This is a genomic window from Providencia sp. PROV076, assembly GCF_028483405.1.
In the GTDB taxonomy this organism is placed as follows: Bacteria; Pseudomonadota; Gammaproteobacteria; order Enterobacterales; family Enterobacteriaceae; genus Providencia; species Providencia huaxiensis.
In genome coordinates this window covers 62,226-80,125 of sequence record NZ_JAMPRR010000017.1, presented here as the reverse complement: position 1 = coordinate 80,125, position 17,900 = coordinate 62,226, and the positions used below count along the sequence as shown (strand labels likewise).

19 protein-coding genes and 1 pseudogene are annotated in these 17,900 nt (G+C 41.4%); 14 read left to right on the top strand and 6 right to left on the bottom strand.

What is annotated here, in order from left to right; all coding sequences use genetic code 11:
- Nucleotides 1–103: 103 nt before the first annotated feature.
- The 8 genes from PSF67_RS11575 (at nucleotide 104) to PSF67_RS11540 (ending at nucleotide 6,771) form a co-directional block, all read left to right on the top strand.
- A complete protein-coding gene (locus PSF67_RS11575; RefSeq protein WP_272676943.1) occupies nucleotides 104–1,276 on the top strand; it encodes a phage tail sheath protein in 1,173 nt (390 codons plus the stop codon).
- Nucleotides 1,277–1,278: 2 nt separating this feature from the next.
- Nucleotides 1,279–1,794 carry a phage major tail tube protein gene (locus PSF67_RS11570; RefSeq protein WP_036962042.1) on the top strand — a complete coding sequence of 172 codons (516 nt, stop codon included), beginning with the start codon at nucleotides 1,279–1,281 and terminating at the stop codon, nucleotides 1,792–1,794.
- Nucleotides 1,795–1,803: 9 nt separating this feature from the next.
- Nucleotides 1,804–2,112 (top strand): phage tail assembly protein, encoded by a 309-nt coding sequence (locus tag PSF67_RS11565; protein ID WP_036962040.1) that lies wholly within the window; start codon nucleotides 1,804–1,806, stop codon nucleotides 2,110–2,112.
- A gap of 14 nt (nucleotides 2,113–2,126) precedes the next feature.
- Nucleotides 2,127–2,246, top strand: coding sequence for a GpE family phage tail protein (locus PSF67_RS11560; protein WP_036962273.1), 120 nt, complete (start codon nucleotides 2,127–2,129; stop codon nucleotides 2,244–2,246).
- Nucleotides 2,239–4,938, top strand: coding sequence for a phage tail tape measure protein (locus tag PSF67_RS11555; RefSeq protein WP_272676942.1), 2,700 nt, complete (start codon nucleotides 2,239–2,241; stop codon nucleotides 4,936–4,938). Before PSF67_RS11560 ends, PSF67_RS11555 begins: the two co-directional genes overlap by 8 nt.
- Nucleotides 4,939–4,940: 2 nt before the next feature.
- On the top strand, nucleotides 4,941–5,387 hold the full coding sequence (locus PSF67_RS11550) for a phage tail protein (RefSeq protein WP_102140831.1): 447 nt from the start codon (nucleotides 4,941–4,943) through the stop codon (nucleotides 5,385–5,387).
- A complete protein-coding gene (locus PSF67_RS11545) occupies nucleotides 5,384–6,481 on the top strand; it encodes a phage late control D family protein (RefSeq protein WP_116068830.1) in 1,098 nt (365 codons plus the stop codon). The genes PSF67_RS11550 and PSF67_RS11545 overlap by 4 nt, the downstream gene beginning before the upstream one ends.
- A gap of 71 nt (nucleotides 6,482–6,552) precedes the next feature.
- The gene (locus PSF67_RS11540) at nucleotides 6,553–6,771 is read left to right on the top strand and encodes an ogr/Delta-like zinc finger family protein (protein WP_102140616.1); all 219 of its coding nucleotides are present in this window, start codon (nucleotides 6,553–6,555) and stop codon (nucleotides 6,769–6,771) included.
- Between the two features lie 32 nt (nucleotides 6,772–6,803).
- Here PSF67_RS11540 and PSF67_RS11535 read toward each other — a convergent pair whose 3' ends face one another.
- The 3 genes from PSF67_RS11535 to PSF67_RS11525 form a co-directional block, all read right to left on the bottom strand.
- Nucleotides 6,804–7,535: a hypothetical protein gene (locus PSF67_RS11535; protein WP_102140617.1), complete on the bottom strand. Its 732-nt coding sequence runs from the start codon at nucleotides 7,533–7,535 to the stop codon at nucleotides 6,804–6,806.
- Between the two features lie 358 nt (nucleotides 7,536–7,893).
- Entirely contained in the window at nucleotides 7,894–8,175 is a 282-nt protein-coding gene (locus tag PSF67_RS11530) for a type II toxin-antitoxin system YafQ family toxin (RefSeq protein WP_166267062.1), read from the bottom strand.
- On the bottom strand, nucleotides 8,156–8,440 hold the full coding sequence (locus PSF67_RS11525) for a type II toxin-antitoxin system RelB/DinJ family antitoxin (protein ID WP_166267060.1): 285 nt from the start codon (nucleotides 8,438–8,440) through the stop codon (nucleotides 8,156–8,158). The genes PSF67_RS11530 and PSF67_RS11525 overlap by 20 nt, the downstream gene beginning before the upstream one ends.
- A gap of 161 nt (nucleotides 8,441–8,601) precedes the next feature.
- On the opposite strand from PSF67_RS11525, the gene PSF67_RS11520 reads away from it, so the two are divergent.
- The 5 genes from PSF67_RS11520 to pfkA all read left to right on the top strand — a co-directional run bounded on the left by PSF67_RS11520 (nucleotide 8,602) and on the right by pfkA (nucleotide 13,361).
- Nucleotides 8,602–9,183 carry a HutD/Ves family protein gene (locus PSF67_RS11520; RefSeq protein ID WP_166267058.1) on the top strand — a complete coding sequence of 194 codons (582 nt, stop codon included), beginning with the start codon at nucleotides 8,602–8,604 and terminating at the stop codon, nucleotides 9,181–9,183.
- Between the two features lie 222 nt (nucleotides 9,184–9,405).
- Entirely contained in the window at nucleotides 9,406–10,158 is a 753-nt protein-coding gene (locus tag PSF67_RS11515; RefSeq protein WP_166267056.1) for a M48 family metallopeptidase, read from the top strand.
- Between the two features lie 237 nt (nucleotides 10,159–10,395).
- The gene (locus tag PSF67_RS11510) at nucleotides 10,396–11,037 is read left to right on the top strand and encodes a lysophospholipid acyltransferase family protein (RefSeq protein WP_166267054.1); all 642 of its coding nucleotides are present in this window, start codon (nucleotides 10,396–10,398) and stop codon (nucleotides 11,035–11,037) included.
- Nucleotides 11,034–11,978 (top strand): phosphatidate cytidylyltransferase, encoded by a 945-nt coding sequence (locus tag PSF67_RS11505; RefSeq protein WP_166267052.1) that lies wholly within the window; start codon nucleotides 11,034–11,036, stop codon nucleotides 11,976–11,978. Before PSF67_RS11510 ends, PSF67_RS11505 begins: the two co-directional genes overlap by 4 nt.
- Nucleotides 11,979–12,383: 405 nt before the next feature.
- Nucleotides 12,384–13,361, top strand: coding sequence for a 6-phosphofructokinase (pfkA, locus tag PSF67_RS11500; RefSeq protein ID WP_047756829.1), 978 nt, complete (start codon nucleotides 12,384–12,386; stop codon nucleotides 13,359–13,361).
- A 647-nt stretch (nucleotides 13,362–14,008) separates the two neighbouring features.
- On the opposite strand, the gene PSF67_RS11495 is transcribed toward pfkA, so the two are convergent.
- Nucleotides 14,009–14,911, bottom strand: a complete 903-nt coding sequence (locus PSF67_RS11495) for an AraC family transcriptional regulator (RefSeq protein WP_272676941.1) — start codon at nucleotides 14,909–14,911, stop codon at nucleotides 14,009–14,011.
- Between the two features lie 29 nt (nucleotides 14,912–14,940).
- On the opposite strand from PSF67_RS11495, the pseudogene PSF67_RS11490 reads away from it, so the two are divergent.
- Nucleotides 14,941–15,513: pseudogene (locus PSF67_RS11490) on the top strand (zinc-binding dehydrogenase); the annotation flags it as partial.
- Nucleotides 15,514–15,921: 408 nt separating this feature from the next.
- On the opposite strand, the gene PSF67_RS11485 reads toward PSF67_RS11490, so the two are convergent.
- Both PSF67_RS11485 and PSF67_RS11480 read right to left on the bottom strand, forming a co-directional pair.
- Complete coding sequence (locus tag PSF67_RS11485) at nucleotides 15,922–16,866, bottom strand: nucleoside hydrolase (RefSeq protein ID WP_272676940.1); 945 nt, start codon at nucleotides 16,864–16,866, stop codon at nucleotides 15,922–15,924.
- A gap of 36 nt (nucleotides 16,867–16,902) precedes the next feature.
- On the bottom strand, nucleotides 16,903–17,895 hold the full coding sequence (locus tag PSF67_RS11480) for an ABC transporter permease (protein ID WP_272676939.1): 993 nt from the start codon (nucleotides 17,893–17,895) through the stop codon (nucleotides 16,903–16,905).
- Nucleotides 17,896–17,900 lie beyond the last annotated feature (5 nt).

Genomic DNA, 17,900 nt, shown 5'->3' with positions numbered 1-17,900 from the left:
CAATCAACGGGGCTTTGTTTCATCCCTCACACAACGCCCATTTCGTGCATTTGCGTTAACCCCAACCCAAAATTGAGCTATTGCAAAATAGAGGACGCTAGTAATGGCTCAAGATTATCACCACGGCGTGCGAGTGATTGAACTCAATGAAGGCACGCGACCTATTCGCACCATCAATACCGCCATTGTCGGGATGGTGTGTACTGCCGATGATGCAGACACAAAAGCCTTTCCACTCAATACCCCTGTTTTAATTACAGATGTGAAAAATGCAGCGGGTAAAGCTGGCGAAACTGGCACGCTTGCTCGCTCACTGGATGCTATCGGTAACCAATCAAAACCGGTTACCGTGGTTGTACGTGTTGAACAAGGCGAAAGCGAAGCAGAAACCACATCCAATATTATTGGTGGCACCACGCCCGATGGCCGCAAAACCGGCTTGCAGGCATTAACCGTGGCGCAAAGCCGCTTAGGTGTTAAACCTCGCATTCTAGCCGTACCGGCTCATGATACACAGGCGGTTTCATCAACGCTCGCCGGTATCGCGCAAAAAATGCGAGCCATGGCTTATATTAGCGCCTATGGCAGTAAAACTATTTCAGATGCCATTGATTACCGTAAAAACTTTAATCAACGTGAATTAATGTTGATTTGGCCTGAATTCCAAAGTTGGGACACCGTCGCGAATGCAGAGAGTAATATCTACGCCACCGCATGTGCTTTGGGTTTACGTGCCAAGATTGATAATGAAATTGGCTGGCATAAAACCTTGTCTAACGTGGGTGTTAATGGTGTAACCGGTATTTCTGCCGATGTGTCATGGGATTTACAAGACCCTGCCACCGATGCCGGCTTACTTAACGAAAACGATATCACCACGCTAATTCGCAATAACGGCTTCAAGTTTTGGGGCTCCCGTACTTGCTCTGATGATCCGTTGTTTGCCTTTGAGTCCTATACCCGCACCGCGCAGGTGTTATCCGATACCATCGCCGAGGGGCTGGACTGGTCACTTGACGGTACGCTTAATCCCTCACTGGCTCGCGATATTATCGAAAGTATCAATGCAAAACTGCGCAGCATGACAACGCAAGGCTATTTGTTAGGCAGTGAATGTTGGTTCGATCCAGACGTTAACACCAAAGAAGAGCTGAAAAGCGGCAAGTTATACATTGATTATGACTATACAGCCGTACCCCCACTGGAAAACTTACTGTTACGTCAGCGTATTACCGACCGCTATTTATTGGATTTTGGCTCAAAAATTAAGGGGTAATCATGGCCTTACCACGCAAACTTAAAGATTTAAATTTATTCAATGAGGGTGAAAGCTATATGGGGCGTATTGAAGAAATCACGCTACCGAAAATCACCCGTAAATTTGAAACCTATCGCGGCGGCGGCATGAATGGCGGCGTCAAAATTGATATGGGCTTAGAAGATGATGCTCTCTCAGCCGAATTAACATTCGGGGGCTTAGAAGCCCAGCTTTATAAGCAATGGGGTATCACTCAAATTGATGGTGTCATGTTGCGCCTCAATTGCGCTTATCAACGCCAAGATACCAAAGAATACACCGCCGTTGAGGTCGTGCTACGTGGTCGATTCAGTGAAATTGACTCTGGTAATGGCAAGGCCGGTGAAAACACCCAAGTCAAAGCGCCTTTTAATGCCACGTATTACAAACTGATTTGGGATGGTGAAACACTCATTGAGATTGATTTACTTAATATGATTGAAAAAGTTGATGGTGTTGACCGCTTAGAAGAACAACGCGCCGCATTAGGTTTATAGGAAAAGTAAATGACTGAACCCGTAGAAAAAAATCAAATCACCGTCACGCTAGATGAACCCATCACACGTGGAACAACCACGGTAACAGAGATTGTGGTACGTAAACCCAATTCTGGTGCATTGCGTGGTGTTCGTTTAGCCGCACTGATGGAAATGGATGTGGATTCGGCGATGTTGGTATTACCTCGCGTCACCGCACCGGCATTAACGAAACCTGAATTAATCATGATGAACCCCGCGGATATGCTGAATTTAACCAAAGAGCTTGTGCTTTTTTTGTTACCGAAGTCGGTGACTATGGATTTCCAGAACGATTAACCGTCAATGATTTAGTGGCAGATATTGCCACTATTTTTCACTGGTCACCCGCTGTCACCGATGAATTTTCCCTGACCGAATTATTAGAATGGCGTTATCACGCCCTTAAACGTAGCGGTGTAGAAGATGAGTAAAGATTTACGTTTACAGGTGATTTTAAGCGCCGTCGATAAATTTACGAAACCGTTTAAGAGCGCCCAAGCGTCAAATAAAAAAATGGCTGAAACCCTCCGCCAATCTAAACAACAACTCAAAGAGCTCAACAACCAAGCCAAGCAAATTGACGGGTTTAAGAAAACCAAGCAATCCCTTGATGCAGCAAATAATGCTTACCAACAAGCCACCGCCAAAGTTAGCCGGTTCGCACGTGAATTATCTACCGTTCAAAATCCCACGAAAGCCCAATCACGGGAGCTTGACCGCGCAAAAGCGGCGGCCGCAAAACTCAAAGCTGAAACCGGCACACTGAGCGCCTCATTGCAGCGCCAACGGGAAGCCCTAAAAGGCAGTGGGATTTCAACACGCCAACTAAGCCAAGCCCAAATCAAATTAAATAGCGACATTGCCAGCACAAGCCGGCGATTACAGCAACAAGAGCAGCAACTAAAACGGGTGGCCAACCAAGAAAAACGCATGTCTGCGGCAAAAAATAGCTATCAAAATGCCATGGGCGTGCGTAATAAAATGGCCGGTAGCGGCGCGGGTATGCTTGCATCCGGTGCGGGGTTAGGTTATGCGGCTAAAAAAGTATTAGTACCCGGCTATGATTTTGAAATCGGCATGTCGAAAGTGCAAGCCTTAACCCGCCTTGATAAAAATTCCGACGACTACAAGATGTTAAGGGAGCAAGCACGAGACCTTGGGGCAACAACCGCATTCACCGCTAATGAAGTTGCACAAGGCCAAGCGTTCTATGCCATGGCTGGTTTTAAGCCAGAGCAAATTAAAAATGCCATGTCCGGTACTTTATCCATGTCATTGGCCGGTGATATCGACTTGGCCACCACGGCTGATATTGGTTCCAACATCTTGACCGGCTTTAAGCTGAATTCTAATGAAATGAACCGTGTCAGTGATGCACTTGTCGCCACGTTTACGCGGTCTAATACCAACCTCACTATGCTTGGCGACACAATGAAATATGTTGCACCGGTTGCTTCGGGGCTCGGTGTCGATTTAGAAACCGCCGCCGTTGCCGCCGGTAAACTCGGTGATGCGGGTATTCAAGGCAGTATGGCCGGTACAGGCTTACGCTCTATTTTAGGGCGCTTGGCAGAGCCGCCGAAAATGGCTGGTGAAGCCCTTGATAAATTGAAAATTAAAACCCGTGATGCCAAAGGTAATTTGCGCCAATTTACCGACATACTCGCCGAACTAGACAAAAAAACTAAAAAAATGGGTACGGCAGAGCGTGCCGGACTGTTTAAACATATTGCTGGTGAAGAGGCATTTTCTGCCCTCTCTGTATTGGTTGACCAAGCTGGCTCCGGTCAGTTGCAAGCCATGATTGCTGAAATCAAAGCCGCTAAAGGGGAAGCGGAAAAAGTCGCCAAAACCATGACAGATAACCTTGATGGCGACTTAAAAAACTTAACCTCGGCTTATGAAGATGTGGGGATACAAGTTTTTGGTGGTGCGGATAGCCCTTTGCGGGATATCACTAAACGAGTCACTGATCTCATTTCGAAGTTTGGCCAATGGGCAAAGAAAAACCCTGAACTGGTCAAAAAAATCACCATGATCACGTTGGGATTAGGTGCGGTGCTGGCCGTTGGTGGCGGTATCACATTGATGATTGCGGCATTAATTGGCCCACTCGCCATGGCGAAATTAAGTCTGTCCGTATTAGGTATCAAAGGCAGCGGCTTTCTATCATTACTGATTAAGCCTATTAAGTTAATTGGAACGGCATTTATGATGCTAGGCCGTGCGCTATTAGCTAACCCGATTATCTTAATTATCACGGCTATCGCTGGCGCAGCTTACCTGATTTATAAATATTGGGATGATATCGTTCCGTACGCTAAAAAATTATGGAACAGAGTCACAGAGATATTTTCCCAATTCTGGGAGGGAGTTAAATCCTATGTGCTGAATTGGGGGCTTGTCGGGCTGGTTTATCAGCACTGGGGTGAGATTGTCGCTATCACTTCTCGTATGTGGGCATTGGTGAAGAAAACCATTTCTGATAAGTGGGAGCAGATTGTCGCGGATGTTAAAGGTTTACCGGAACGCTTTAAACAAATTGGCGGTGAGATCATTGATAGCCTGAAAAACGGCATTCTGGAAAAATGGGAATCACTGAAAGCCCAATTTGCCGAACTCAAGCAAATGGCCACGAATATTTTGCCCGATTGGATGCTTTCGGATGAAACCAAAACTGTGCGCGCCATGTCACAAGTGACCGTTATTCAAGCCGGTATGAAAAGTGCGGGCATGTTCGACAATGGCGGATTTATTCCCCGTGGACAATTCGGTATTGCGGGGGAATATGGCCCCGAGCTTGTTAATGGGCCAGCTCATATCACTAGCCGGAGAAAAACCGCTGCACTGGCTGCGGCGGCATTAACTATTGGCTCTATGACCGCGACAGCAAAACCCATCCATCCTTATGCTTTACCCGCAAATAGCTATCAATCCGCGCCAACAACCATAAATCAAAGCAATCACGCGGCAAATACTGCGCCGGTCACTATCAATATTTATCCATTACCGAGCCAGTCAGCAAACGATATTGCTAGAGAAGTCGCTAGACAATTAGAGCAAAACCAACGGCGTGAACAGGCAAGACGACTGAGTCGGTATCAAGACAGCGAGGACGATTAATTATGGCAATGGCAGCACTAGGCTTGTTTGTCTTTCAATTAAATACAACGCCTTACCAGATGATGCAAATTAACCAAAAATACCGTTATGGGGTGAATAATCGTGTCGGCAAGCGCCCCGCAGTTCAATTTATCGGCCTTGATAATGACGATATCACATTAAGTGGCTCATTATTCCCGTCACTGACTGGCGGCAGGCTGTCATTACTGGTATTAGAGCAAATGGCAGAAACGGGAAAAGCATGGTCGCTGATTGATGGCTCAGGCACCATTTACGGTATGTTTGTAATTGAAGAAATCACCCAATCGAAAAGTATTTTTTTTGATGATGGCTCGGCCAGAAAAATTGATTTTACGCTGAAATTAAAACGCACTGATGAATCACTGTCTCAAATGTTTGGCGATCTAGGTCAGCAGCTCAATGATATTCGCGGAGCCTTACCGCTATGAGTTTTTTAACCAAAGATGAGTTAACTCCTGCTTTTGCGCTCGCGGCAGGCGGTGAAAATATTAATAGCCTGATTCAGGGGCGTTTAATGTCATTAACCATGACGGACAATCGCGGCTTTGAAGCTGACCAATTAGATATTGAGTTGGATGATAGCGACGGACAACTCGCCTTACCAAAGCGAGGTGAAACCCTGTCATTGCATCTTGGTTGGAAAAACGAACCGCTGATCTACAAGGGGACGTTTACGGTTGATGAGGTTGAACATAGCGGCGTGCCAGATAAGCTCACGATCCGTGGTCGTAGTGCGGACTTTCGCGACACTTTAAACGTCAAGCGTGAGCAGTCTTACCATCAAAAATCGTTGGGCGATATTGTACGCACCTTGGCGGAACGCAATAAGTTAAAGGCGGTTATTGATGAAAAATTAGATAAAATTAAACTCGCTCATATCGACCAAACCAACGAATCGGACGGCTCATTTCTCACACGAGTGGCTAAATCCGAGGGGGCAATTGTTGCGGTTAAAAACGGAAACTTACTGTTTATGAAACAAGGTCAAGGGCTCACCGCAACTGGCCAACCGATTCAAACGATGCACATTAATCGCTCTGTCGGTGATGGTCACCGTTTTACACTGGCTGACCGCGGAGCATACACCGGCGTTATCGCTAACTGGCTTGATACACGTGAGCCGAAAAAGAAAAAAGCAGTGACGGTAAAGCGTAAGCGAAAAAGCAAACAACCTACAAAACCCGCTGAACCGAAAGAAAAACAAGGGGAATATCTAGCTGGCGAACAAGGGAACGTTCTCACGCTTTCTCATACCTACGCCACGAAAGAAAATGCCGCCCGAGCAGCAAAAGCCAACTGGGAAAAAATCCAACGTGGTGTTGCGTCATTTTCGATTCAACTCGCGGTTGGTCGTGCAGAACTCTACCCTGAAATGCCTGTCACCGTCAGCGGATTTAAACCCGAAATTGATAACGCGGACTGGACATTAACGCGAGTCGTTCATTCACTGAATGACAGTGGTTTTACAACCGCATTAGAGTTAGAGGTGAAAATTTCAGATTTAGATATGGCTGATGAATAATTTTTTAGACTGTATGGATACACATGATATAATTTACATAACATCAACATCATGACAAAGGATACATAATCATGATGAATTGTCCTGAATGCGGTCACGCTGCACATACACGTAGTTCCTACCAAGTTTCATCCGAAACTAAAGAACGTTATAACCAGTGCCAAAATATCAATTGTGGTTGCACATTTGTCAGTCACGAATCAGTAACCAAAATTGTTGTTAAACCTGCACATATTAATGTTGTTGAACCGCATCCGAACAAATACCAGCAACCCTCTTTAGCATTATAGAAACTAAAGCCCCTCAATTGAGGGGCTAAATATTACTTAGAAACACTAATCAATTCGTTGAAAAAGGTATCAAAGCCTTTTTTACCACTATCATCAAATCGTAATTCATTGAATCGCGCAGTAAAAGAGCAACTATCATCGGTTAGTTCACTCAAATTATTAACCGGAATATATTTTTTAATGATCTCTAATGCCTGTGGTTTAGTGATAGTTGTTGTATATTCTGGTGAGTCTTTCAGCTTTTTGCCGTCAAAATCTACCAAGTAGGATGTTACTGTAACTTTATCGTTAGGTGTATTAATCAAAGCACGGTAAACACCATAGACAACAGCGCGCTTAGTTAATAACTCTTTTACATCAACAATATCATTACTAACAGCTTGCGGAGATAATCTAATTTTTAGCGGTGACTCACTAATAATTTCGAGTGTGTTATTTTCAGGGTAATAATCACTGAAATATTCCATAGCATCTTTTGCGGTTGCATAAATTTTATTGTCTTTCGTGCATTCTTGGTCACTAGATAAGTAACTATTTTTTTGTGGCTGTTTTTGTTCTTCAGTTTGTGGGCTGCTTTTTGCTTGCTCTTGGGTTTGTGACGGCTCGGCAAAAACAATGAATAAAGAAAGTAGAACAAGGATAGCTATGGAATAAACAAGTGAGGATTTCATCCTATTAGGCATAAGCACTAGTTTAGGCTTTATTAACCCCAGAATAAAAGCAATTAAAGCTATAAGAGTCAGTATAAAAAATAAGTTATCCATGAATTCTCCTTTTAGTGAGTGACGTGCTTAAATTAGATTCTGGTTTGAATGATAAGTAAAGCCCCTCATTTTGAGGGGCTGATGGGTCAATAATGGTCGATGTGGACGTAACGTGGACAGTGTGAATTGTAAAGTATTAAATAACAATAAGTTACAGTTAAATAATGAACACCATCCCTGTCTTTTATAGCCCCTTTTAGGGGCTTTTTTTTATCTCAAAAATAAATAAATTTGTTAAAAACATAGGGTTATGACTTATTAAAAGGCTCTGAAAGTTCATCAAAGTTCGCCGAGGTGGACGGAAAGTGGACGGTCACCCACTTCAATTTAATTATTTTAGGTTGGAAAATGTGATGAATTAGCCAAATAATTCAGAATGCGAGCCACAGCGAACTAATATGATTTCATTGGTTTGGTAGTCTATATCCCAAATTAATAAAAAATCGGGTTGTATGTGGCATTCATAGCAAGGTTTCCAGTTTCCTTTTAAGGGATGAGGCAAATATTCTGCTGGAACAGAGCCAGTAATGCACAGATGGTTATCGATTAACTCTTTTAATAGCTGAGTATTTCTTTTTTTGTCAGATAACGACTTTTTTAAGTCTTTTTTGAATTGGGATTTAACGCGAATTTTTAGCATCGGACTTGCTCACTTGGCTAAATAAGTCATCAGCAGAGTCAAATATTTCGTCTGTAGTTGGTGCATTAATAGCTTCTAATGTAATTGAGTTTGGTGTTTTTAACTCAATCGGAAAAGCTTGTCGCAATGATATTTGCTTGACGAAAATACGAATAGCATCAGACATGCTAATCCCTAATTCAGATAGCACTGCTTCAGCATTTTCCCTGACTTTAGGTTCAATTCTCGCTCTGACAATATCTGTTTTGTGTTGAGTATTGGCCATTACTGTTATCCTCTTCTTATGATGAACAATTAAATCGTAGCACATGCGGGCTACGATTTAAAATTGATTTTTTAATAGACGTTTTTTTGTTGAAAGTCTGCTATTTTCATCTCTCATTCTTACTATAAAAACAATGTATCCACCAAAGTAGGGCTCTCTTTATGACTCAGATATTAACGACACAAGATTATCGCAATATGCCTTGGAAAAATGGCCAAGGGTCGACGCTTGAACTGGCTCGCAGTCATGGTGAAGGTTTAGATGATTTTGATTGGCGAGTGTCGATTGCCGATGTTAAAACCGCGGGAGCATTTTCGTTTTTCCAAAATCGGCAACGTATTATTGGCGTATTGGAAGGAGAAGGGCTTATTTTACATGTGGATAAGAACCCAGCAGTGACATTACAGCAAAAAGAATTTTTTGCTTTTAATGGGGACAGCGAAGTTTATGCAGAACTTATCCAAGGTGCAATTCGTGATTTTAATGTCATCTATAACCCTGAAAAATATCAAGCGCGCTTACAATGGGTGAATACTGAGCTTATTAACTCTTGGGTGAGCGGAGCTAGCGAGATCTTAATTTTTAATATTGCTCCCAGTCTAGGGATGAAAATTAATTCAGATTCCTTTTATTTAAAACCATTTGAGACTTTACTAGTCAAAGAAAATCGAGAAGTTCTTCAATTTACTATTGAGCAAAATATAGAAAATGATTTTTGCATTATTGAGTTATTTATTAAATAGTTAAGTTCGTTTTTACTCTGAATTTTAATTGGCATTTGTATGACACTTATATGGCGTTTATTATTGGAATAATATTCTGCCCATTTTGCAATTTTAGCCAAAACGTTATCAAATTCATATATTATATAATTATGGCTTTATTCCTATTGTTATTTTTCGCAAAATTCATAGTCTTTAGCGTTGTTAAAAAATAATACTTATATACTACAGGAAAAATGTTCTATGAAGATGAAAGCGCTTGTGGCAGTTGCTGTTTCTGCTGTCATTTTAACGGGTTGTAAAAATTTAGACCAAGGGATGTTGACTAACTCAGGCATGCAATTATTCCAAGCGGCAACATTGAGTGATGCAGACGTTAAGAAATTCAGTGATGAATCATGTAAAGAAATGGATGCGCAAAACAAAATTGCACCAGCGTCTAGCAAATATGCAAAACGTTTAGATAAAATCGCAAAAGCATTGGGCAACGAAGTTGATGGTACCCCAGTAAATTATAAAGTTTATATGACTAGCGATGTAAACGCATGGGCGATGGCGAATGGTTGTGTTCGCGTATACAGCGGCCTTATGGATGTGATGAATGACAATGAAGTTGAAGGTGTTTTAGGCCATGAAATGGGCCACGTTGCATTAGGTCATACACGTAAAGCTATGCAAGTTGCTTATGCAACGGTTGCTGCACGTACTGCTGCATCATCAGCTGGTGGCGTAGTAGAACAACTGAGCGCATCACAAGTTGCTGCTCTGGGTGAAAAACTGATTAACTCACAGTTTTCTCAGCACCAAGAAAGTGAAGCAGATAACTTCTCTTACGATTTACTGAAAAAACGCGGTGTTAAAACTGACGGTTTAGTGACTGGTTTTGAAAAATTAGCAAAAATGGGTAGCAGTGAAACAAGTATGTTTGATTCTCACCCACCATCAAGCGAGCGTGCACAAAACATCCGTGACCGTATTGCTGCTGACAAAAAATAGTATTTAATTATTGATGTTAGTTGGATGTCGTTCTGGTGTAGTAATGTGATGATATATTGCTACACCAATCATTTATTTCCTGCTGTTTATCTCAATATTACTTTTCTTATATTACAAATCAGAACTTATCCCGTTGTACTCCTGTAACTGACTCTCTATCTTGTTAATTAAACGATATTCAGGTCTTTTCGTAATTTTGCAAATTTTCGTTTGATAAAACGTTAGCAAGGAAAAAAGATGGAAAAAGTGCAGAGAATTTCTCTTTTAGCTAAGGGAATGGGCATGCTGTTATCGGGAACCTGCCGTTTATTAACCGGTGTTCGCACACGCTGGGTGGGATGCCAACCGTCAATGAACTCGCGTATTTATTATGCCAATCATTCCAGCCATCTTGATGGTTTGGTTATTTGGTCTGGGTTACCACCTTTAATGCGCCATTTTGTTCACCCTGTTGCCGCTAAGGATTATTGGATTAAGACGCCATTTCGGCGTTACTTAGTTAATAAGGTTTTTCGGGCGGTATTGGTCGACAGAAAAGGTGATAAGCCTGCACAGAATAATATATTAGCTCCCTTAGAATCAGTATTAGAGTCAAAGCATTCATTGATCTTTTTTCCTGAAGGCACCCGCGGTGATGGGGAAACTTTAAGCCAATTTAAAAGTGGGCTCTATTATCTCGCGAAAAAATACCCTGATGTTGAAGTTGTTCCAGTGTATTTGGAAAATTTAAATCGTGTATTACCGAAGGGGTCAAAGCTTGTTGTGCCTGTGATTTGTTCAGCTATCGTTGGTAAACCTTTAGTACCTATCATGGAAAATGAAAATAAAATCGCCTTTTTGCAGCGAGCAAAAGAAGCACTTGAGGAGCTAATGCCATGAGTATTGGGGACAGGGAGTTAGTATTACTATTGTCAGGTGTGTTTGGGATACTGGTATTTGCCAGTGTTATTGGTGGTATCCTTGCATACCGTTATTCAGGTGAAAAAAGTAACCCAACCATTGATAATTTAAATGCTCGTATCCGCGCATGGTGGGTCATGTGCATTATTTGTGTGCTTGCTGTGGTACTTGGCAACATAGGTGTGGTGATCTTATTTGCGCTGATATCGTTCTTTGCACTCAGAGAGTTTATTACCTTAACGCCAACACGACGAAGTGACCATGAAGCTTTATTTTGGTGCTTTTTTGTTTTTATTCCATTGCAATATGTCTTGGTAGGTATTGAATGGTATGGGTTATTTTCAATTTTCGTGCCTGTTTTTGTATTCCTTTTCTTGCCCACCCGTATTGCTTTAGCTGGAGATACCTTTCATTTTCTTGAACGCACTGCAAAGATTCAGTGGGGGATGTTGGTGGCTGTTTTCTGTTTAAGCCATGTTCCTGCGTTATTGATGCTGAATATTCAAGGCTATGAAGGCGAAAATGTAAAACTATTACTTTTCTTGATTATTGTGACGCAAATTTCAGATGTGTTGCAGTATGTTTTTGGCAAGTTAATGGGTAAGCGGCCTATTGTGCCTAAGTTGAGCCCAAATAAGACAATTGAAGGTTTTATTGGCGGAATATTATCTTCAGTATTAATTGGTATTTGCCTCTACTGGGTAACCCCGTTTAGCTGGTGGGTTGCAGGGCTGATGTCATTAGCGATTACCATTATGGGGTTTGTGGGAGGATTATGTATGTCAGCAATTAAGCGTGATAGTGGTATTAAAGATTTTGGGGCTATTATTGAAGGGCATGGTGGGATGCTGGATCGCATTGACTCATTGTGTTTTGCTGCGCCTATTTTTTTCCATTTAACGCGTTATTACTATACATAGCCCTATTTTATTTTCGTTTTTGTTCGTTCACCCAAAGAGCACCAAATGGTGCTTTTCTTTTGTTTTATAGGTACAGCATCGAAGGAATTTAAGTGTTATCATCAATACTTAATTTTTATTTCAAACTAAGATTCAACTAGGGTAATTCGCTTCAGTTTGTACTCTAGAGCTTTTTTTACATTGAAAGATTTACCTATTGGGGTGATCGGCTAGAATTATGTAAACTGGATCACAATAAAACATAAAAGCTTGATGGAAAGCAGATGCATAATTCACTCTTTGCCGTATTATGCTGCTAGGTGAATCAATTCAGCACTGGTAAGTCAGTGTAATTAGCGTTAAAAAGATTAACAGCGTAACGGTTTTATCGGTTTGCAATTTTATGTTCATTAATCAGAGGTCATCATGGTCAAGCAGATTAAAAGAATTGGGGTTTTAACGAGTGGTGGTGACGCGCCAGGCATGAATGCAGCGATCCGCGGTGTGGTTCGTGCGGCATTGGGTGAAGGTTTAGAAGTCATGGGTATTTTTGACGGGTACCTTGGCCTATATGAAAACCGCATGAAACAATTAGATAGATACAGCGTATCGGATATGATCAACCGCGGTGGCACCTTTTTAGGCTCAGCTCGCTTCCCACAATTCCGTGATGAAAAAGTACGTGCAATAGCCTTTGAAAATCTGAAGAAAAATCATATTGATGCACTAGTCGTTATTGGTGGTGACGGTTCCTATTTGGGTGCGAAAGCACTGACCGAAGCAGGCTTCCCGTGCATTGGTCTACCAGGTACAATCGATAATGACGTTGCAGGAACCGATTACACCATTGGTTATTTTACTGCGCTTGAAACCGTTGTTGAAGCAATTGACCGCTTGCGTGATACCTCTACATCTCATAAACGTATCTCTATTGTTGAAGTGATGGGACGTTACTGCGGTGATTTAACATTATCTGCGGCGATCGCGGGTGGGTGCGAATTCCTTGTATTGCCTGAGCAAGAAATGGCGTTCGATCGCGAAGAATTGTTATCTGAAATCAAACGCGGTATTGAGAAAGGCAAACGCCATGCAATCGTTGCTATCACTGAACACGTTTGTGACGTGGGTGAGTTAGCCAAATATATTGAGCAAGAAACCCATCACGAAACACGTGCAACGGTTCTAGGCCATATCCAGCGTGGCGGATCTCCAGTTGCTTATGACCGCATTTTAGCATCACGCATGGGGGCTTATTCCATCCAACTTCTACTGGAAGGTTACGGTGGGCGCTGCGTAGGTATTCAAAATGAGAAGTTAGTCCATCATGATATTATTGATGCGGTTATGAATATGAAGCGTGTCTTTAAGAAGGATTGGTTTGATACGGCTAAGAAGCTCTACTAAAATCTTTGTCATATTTCAAGCTGTAGGGGTGTTGGCTACGCATACTAACCCTAGTCACATACTTATGTATGCTCCTAGGGATTAGCTTTGCTTGCCGCCTACCTACAACTTGAACTCTTTAGAAGATGGATATTTGTCATATTTCGCACTGTAGCGTTGTTGGCGACGCTCGCTAACCTTAGTCACATACTTATGTATGCTCCTAGGGATTAGCTTTGCTTGCCGCCTACCTACAACTTGAACTCTTTAGAGAAATTAGCGGAATATATAATAAGAATCAAATAAATACAGTGGGATATTTATTTGATGATTTGAACTCCATTATTTGTCAAAAGTATTTATAAAAATCACAAATAGCTTTAAATGTATTTTATATAATTAGTAATTATAGTTTGTATATTTCCATTCTTGGGTAATGGGAAACAATCGATCCATAACTGGAAGTATGGGGAGAGTGACCATTATGGTAAAGATGCAAATTTTGGGTGTGGTACGCTATTTTGTGTATACGTGTTGGTGAAGGATATGTTTGCTTTAATTAATATTAATTTGATGTACACGTCTTGTGAGCATTTTTTAACTGGATGATTTATTAATTGTATTTAGTAATTACGTTAGTGGCGTGCTTAAGTTTTAACTAATAATTTTTAGTTATGGTGTCTTTTTTGAGAAAATCTTGATCTGAACAGTTTGATATCTCGCCCTGGTGAAATATTAAATATTCGCGAATATTCACGGGTGAACTGCGATACACTGTTATAGCCAACTGCAGAAGCTGCGTGAGTGATACTCACGCCATTTGTCAGCATCTGATTTCTAGCATGAATTAAGCGTAGTTGTTTCTGAAATTGCTGAGGGGTAAGTGTGGTAAGTAACCTGAAGTATTTATGGAATACCGGCACGCTCATGCCTACGCTACTGGCTAGTTCTTTGGTTTTGATTGGGTACATAAAATCATTACGTAGTTTTTCTATTGCACGGCTCACTTTCACAGAATGACTATCCATTGCACCAAGAGCCCTGATGGCTTCTCCATGCTCACTCCTGAGCAACCAGTAATGTAGCTCGCGTATTAAACCTTTACCAAGGATGTTAAGTGCTTCATGCTCTCCGAACAGCCTTACCAGACGACATGCAGTATCTGCCACGTTAGTACGAATGGGTTCAACATGGATACTGCTTGACGAGCGATTTCTCCTAATTGTCATAGCGCTCTGAAGCTCACTCAGGAGCGTAATATCCAGTTCTAGAACAAGTGAATAATAGGGTTCTCCAGCACTAGCCTTTGTTATCAGGCCTTCTATAGGGATATCTGCGGATATAACCATCGCTTCACCGGGACCATATTCAAAGCTGTTAGAGCCTGTTGTTACACGCTTTCGTCCCTGTAACATCATCGCGACAAGTGGCTTTGATACTGCTACCTGCAATTCCCCTTGATGGATAGAGCGTACGATAGTCAGTCCCGAAACGGGCGTAGTAATAACACCGTTAGAAACGGCACGGGCATCGGCATAGTAACGGCAGAGATTTAATAGTTCGTTGTTCATATAGTATTTCCAAGCAAGATCAGATGCGAATATTATGTGCTGGTATTACAACTTGGTCTCCGTTAATGCATTGGAAAGTAGGTAAGGGAACTAAGCTTGCTATTGTGGGATTAGGTGGTTTGCGTCATATGGCTATTAAACTAGCTCATGCTTTAGGGGCAGAGATTACATTAATCACTAGCTCAAAATCCAAAATAGCTGATGCGATCCGTTTAGGTGCCGATCATGTCGTGTTATCGACAGATGAAGCTAAAATGGCAGAGGCCAAAAATCAGTTTGATATCATTATTGATACTATTCCTTATGAGCATGATTTAAAACCATATATATCTACATTAACATTAGATGGAACATTAGTTCTTGTTGGATACATCGGTGAATTTAAAACGAGTTCAGTTCCGTTATATCTTGGAAGAAAATCTATTTCGGCTTCATTAATCGGTGGTATTAAAGAAACTCAAGAATTACTTGATTTCTGTGGGGAACACAATATTGTTGCAGAGATTGAGTTGATCAATATAGAAAATATTAATCAAGCGTATGAACGTATGTTGAAAAACGATGTTAAGTATCGTTTTGTAATCGACAATAGTTCGTTCTGATAACGTTTGTAGCCGATATTTATAGCGCGGCAGAATTGATTACATTTATGCCACTATGATATGAAAAGTGTTTAATTAAGGGATTAAGCTGAGCTAGAAATTTCGTTTTAGAGGCTCATTACATAAATGTATTTGGTTCTGTCGCATTTAGAATAAACAGGGCGATTTAGTTACTTTGCAGGATGAATTACCTATACCTATAATCTGAAAAGCGCTCAAAGGTCTGCATTATTCCAACGATATTATTATCTATGTGTCCGCTGGTGTCTGGTTTATCTGTTAACCTTATGTAATATCGAAGAAATAATGGTTGAACGTCGTATTGAGGTCCTGTCGATGTAGCGCAAAGGGCAATACCTTCATAAAAATGAAGGAGTAAACCACCCGCTATGTGGGGTGGTTATCATGCTATTTTCCTAATTGCTCAAGAGAATCAATAAACATGTTCCATAATTGCGGGTTATCTAATTTAGTGGCGGCTTGGGTATGGGGTTCCGCTTTAATGGGTTGACGAAAATCGGTGACAGTCATACCCGTTGTTAGAGCACCTTGCAATTCGATATTAATTGGGGCTTTGATCGTTTCCATTATCGATGGATCGATAACATAAGCAACAGCGCATAAATCATGAACTGGAGCATGATCACTATTTCCTTTTTGCCGGCGATAACTAGCAGTGTAGTTATTCAGGGACTCAACAACAAAATGGCTTAGGGGAGTATTTAACGACTTAATCTTTTCCAGAATTTGGTCATCTGGTCGTGCTTGATAGGCTAGGTCTAATCCAACCATTGTGATAGGCCAAGTTTCATTAAATACGATATGTGCGGCTTCAGGATCTATGATGATATTAAATTCAGCAACAGCAGTGCTGTTGCCTATATGGTAGCCGCCCCCCATTAAAACAACTTCTTTCACTAACCCTACAATTTCTGGCGCCTTTCTTGCTGCTAATGCAATATTTGTAAGCCCTCCTATCGGAACGAGAGTCACTGTTTTTGGCGGATGAGATTTAATCGTATCAATAATTAAGTCAACAGCATGTCTTTTATCAATAGGTAGCTTAGGTTCTGGAAGTTGCGACCTATTAATACCTGTTACTTCATGAGTTTTTAAACCTTTTTGTATTATCCTGACTAAAGGGCGAGAGCAACCTGCTGCGATAGGGATATGATTTGCCCCGATGAATTCCATAACAGCACGTGTGTTATAAGTGACTTCATCTAAAGTCTTGTTTCCAGCGGCTGTCGTAACGGCAAGTAAATCAATTTTCGGATTACCTAATGCTAAAAAAATAGCCATTGCATCATCATGTCCGGGGTCACAATCGATAATAATTTTATTTTGAGACATTTTTTTTCCTTTTATTAACATGTAGTAGATGGTTGCTTAGTTTTTGTTTAGATGACTACGGTATGTATCAAGTACCACTGCAATGATAATTACGGCACCTGTTATAAAGCGTTTTGTGGGCTCGCTTGCACCAACTTGTGCCAATCCAGCAGCCAGAACGGAAATAATCAATGCTCCAAGAAATGTACATATAATTGAACCTCTTCCCCCCATTAAGCTTGTACCGCCTATCACGACAGCAGCAATAACCTGTAGTTCCATCCCAACACCACTATTCGGGTCAGCGGCCTCAAGGCGTGCCACTTGGAATAGTGAAGCCAAGCCGGATAATCCTCCCATGAGTGCAAATACAGCGATCTTATAAGGCCCGGGATTAATGCCTGATAATCGAACAGCTTCTTCATTCGTACCAATACCAATCAAGTGACGACCAAATACAGTTCGAGTTAAAACTAAATGCCCGACAATAATGACTGCGATGGCAATAATAAAAGAAGGGGATATCCCGAAGAAAACCGGATCGGCAATATAATCATAAATAGAGCCAATATAGGCCGTCCTAGAGTCAGTCAGCTGATAGGCTACTCCGCGAGCCATTTCCAACATTCCGAGAGAGACGATAAATGCGGGAATACGCCAGGCAACCGTAATAAAGCCTGTTAGTGATCCAACGAGTGTTGTAAGCGCTACCCCAGAAAGAGCTGCTAGCCATGGGGGCCATTGGAAATTTAAATACGTTACGCTTACCGTAGCTGCAGCAAGAGCCAGTAAAGATCCAACGGAAAGATCTATACCAGCAATAATTAATATGAATGTCATCCCAACAGACATAACAATTAGGTCAGGAATTTGATTCGCAATAGTACTAAAGGTGTTCATACTTAAAAAATGTGTGCTAAGGCATGAAAATAGCACTATCATTGCCAATAACGCACCGATTAATCCGATGTAGCTACTTAGCTCTTTCAATGATGTATAGGGGATTTTTTTTGTTGTTACCGCTTGTTTAGTCGATAATTTGTTATTCATTTTTT

Bases quoted from the DNA above. Each gene is read 5' to 3' on its own strand.
- PSF67_RS11575 (WP_272676943.1), top strand. From the start codon at position 104: ATGGCTCAAGATTATCACCACGGCGTGCGAGTGATTGAACTCAATGAA.
- PSF67_RS11570 (WP_036962042.1), top strand. From the start codon at position 1,279: ATGGCCTTACCACGCAAACTTAAAGATTTAAATTTATTCAATGAGGGT.
- PSF67_RS11565 (WP_036962040.1), top strand. From the start codon at position 1,804: ATGACTGAACCCGTAGAAAAAAATCAAATCACCGTCACGCTAGATGAA.
- PSF67_RS11555 (WP_272676942.1), top strand. From the start codon at position 2,239: ATGAGTAAAGATTTACGTTTACAGGTGATTTTAAGCGCCGTCGATAAA.
- PSF67_RS11550 (WP_102140831.1), top strand. From the start codon at position 4,941: ATGGCAATGGCAGCACTAGGCTTGTTTGTCTTTCAATTAAATACAACG.
- PSF67_RS11545 (WP_116068830.1), top strand. From the start codon at position 5,384: ATGAGTTTTTTAACCAAAGATGAGTTAACTCCTGCTTTTGCGCTCGCG.
- PSF67_RS11540 (WP_102140616.1), top strand. From the start codon at position 6,553: ATGATGAATTGTCCTGAATGCGGTCACGCTGCACATACACGTAGTTCC.
- PSF67_RS11535 (WP_102140617.1), bottom strand. From the start codon at position 7,535: ATGGATAACTTATTTTTTATACTGACTCTTATAGCTTTAATTGCTTTT.
- PSF67_RS11530 (WP_166267062.1), bottom strand. From the start codon at position 8,175: ATGCTAAAAATTCGCGTTAAATCCCAATTCAAAAAAGACTTAAAAAAG.
- PSF67_RS11525 (WP_166267060.1), bottom strand. From the start codon at position 8,440: ATGGCCAATACTCAACACAAAACAGATATTGTCAGAGCGAGAATTGAA.
- PSF67_RS11520 (WP_166267058.1), top strand. From the start codon at position 8,602: ATGACTCAGATATTAACGACACAAGATTATCGCAATATGCCTTGGAAA.
- PSF67_RS11515 (WP_166267056.1), top strand. From the start codon at position 9,406: ATGAAGATGAAAGCGCTTGTGGCAGTTGCTGTTTCTGCTGTCATTTTA.
- PSF67_RS11510 (WP_166267054.1), top strand. From the start codon at position 10,396: ATGGAAAAAGTGCAGAGAATTTCTCTTTTAGCTAAGGGAATGGGCATG.
- PSF67_RS11505 (WP_166267052.1), top strand. From the start codon at position 11,034: ATGAGTATTGGGGACAGGGAGTTAGTATTACTATTGTCAGGTGTGTTT.
- pfkA (WP_047756829.1), top strand. From the start codon at position 12,384: ATGGTCAAGCAGATTAAAAGAATTGGGGTTTTAACGAGTGGTGGTGAC.
- PSF67_RS11495 (WP_272676941.1), bottom strand. From the start codon at position 14,911: ATGAACAACGAACTATTAAATCTCTGCCGTTACTATGCCGATGCCCGT.
- PSF67_RS11485 (WP_272676940.1), bottom strand. From the start codon at position 16,866: ATGTCTCAAAATAAAATTATTATCGATTGTGACCCCGGACATGATGAT.
- PSF67_RS11480 (WP_272676939.1), bottom strand. From the start codon at position 17,895: ATGAATAACAAATTATCGACTAAACAAGCGGTAACAACAAAAAAAATC.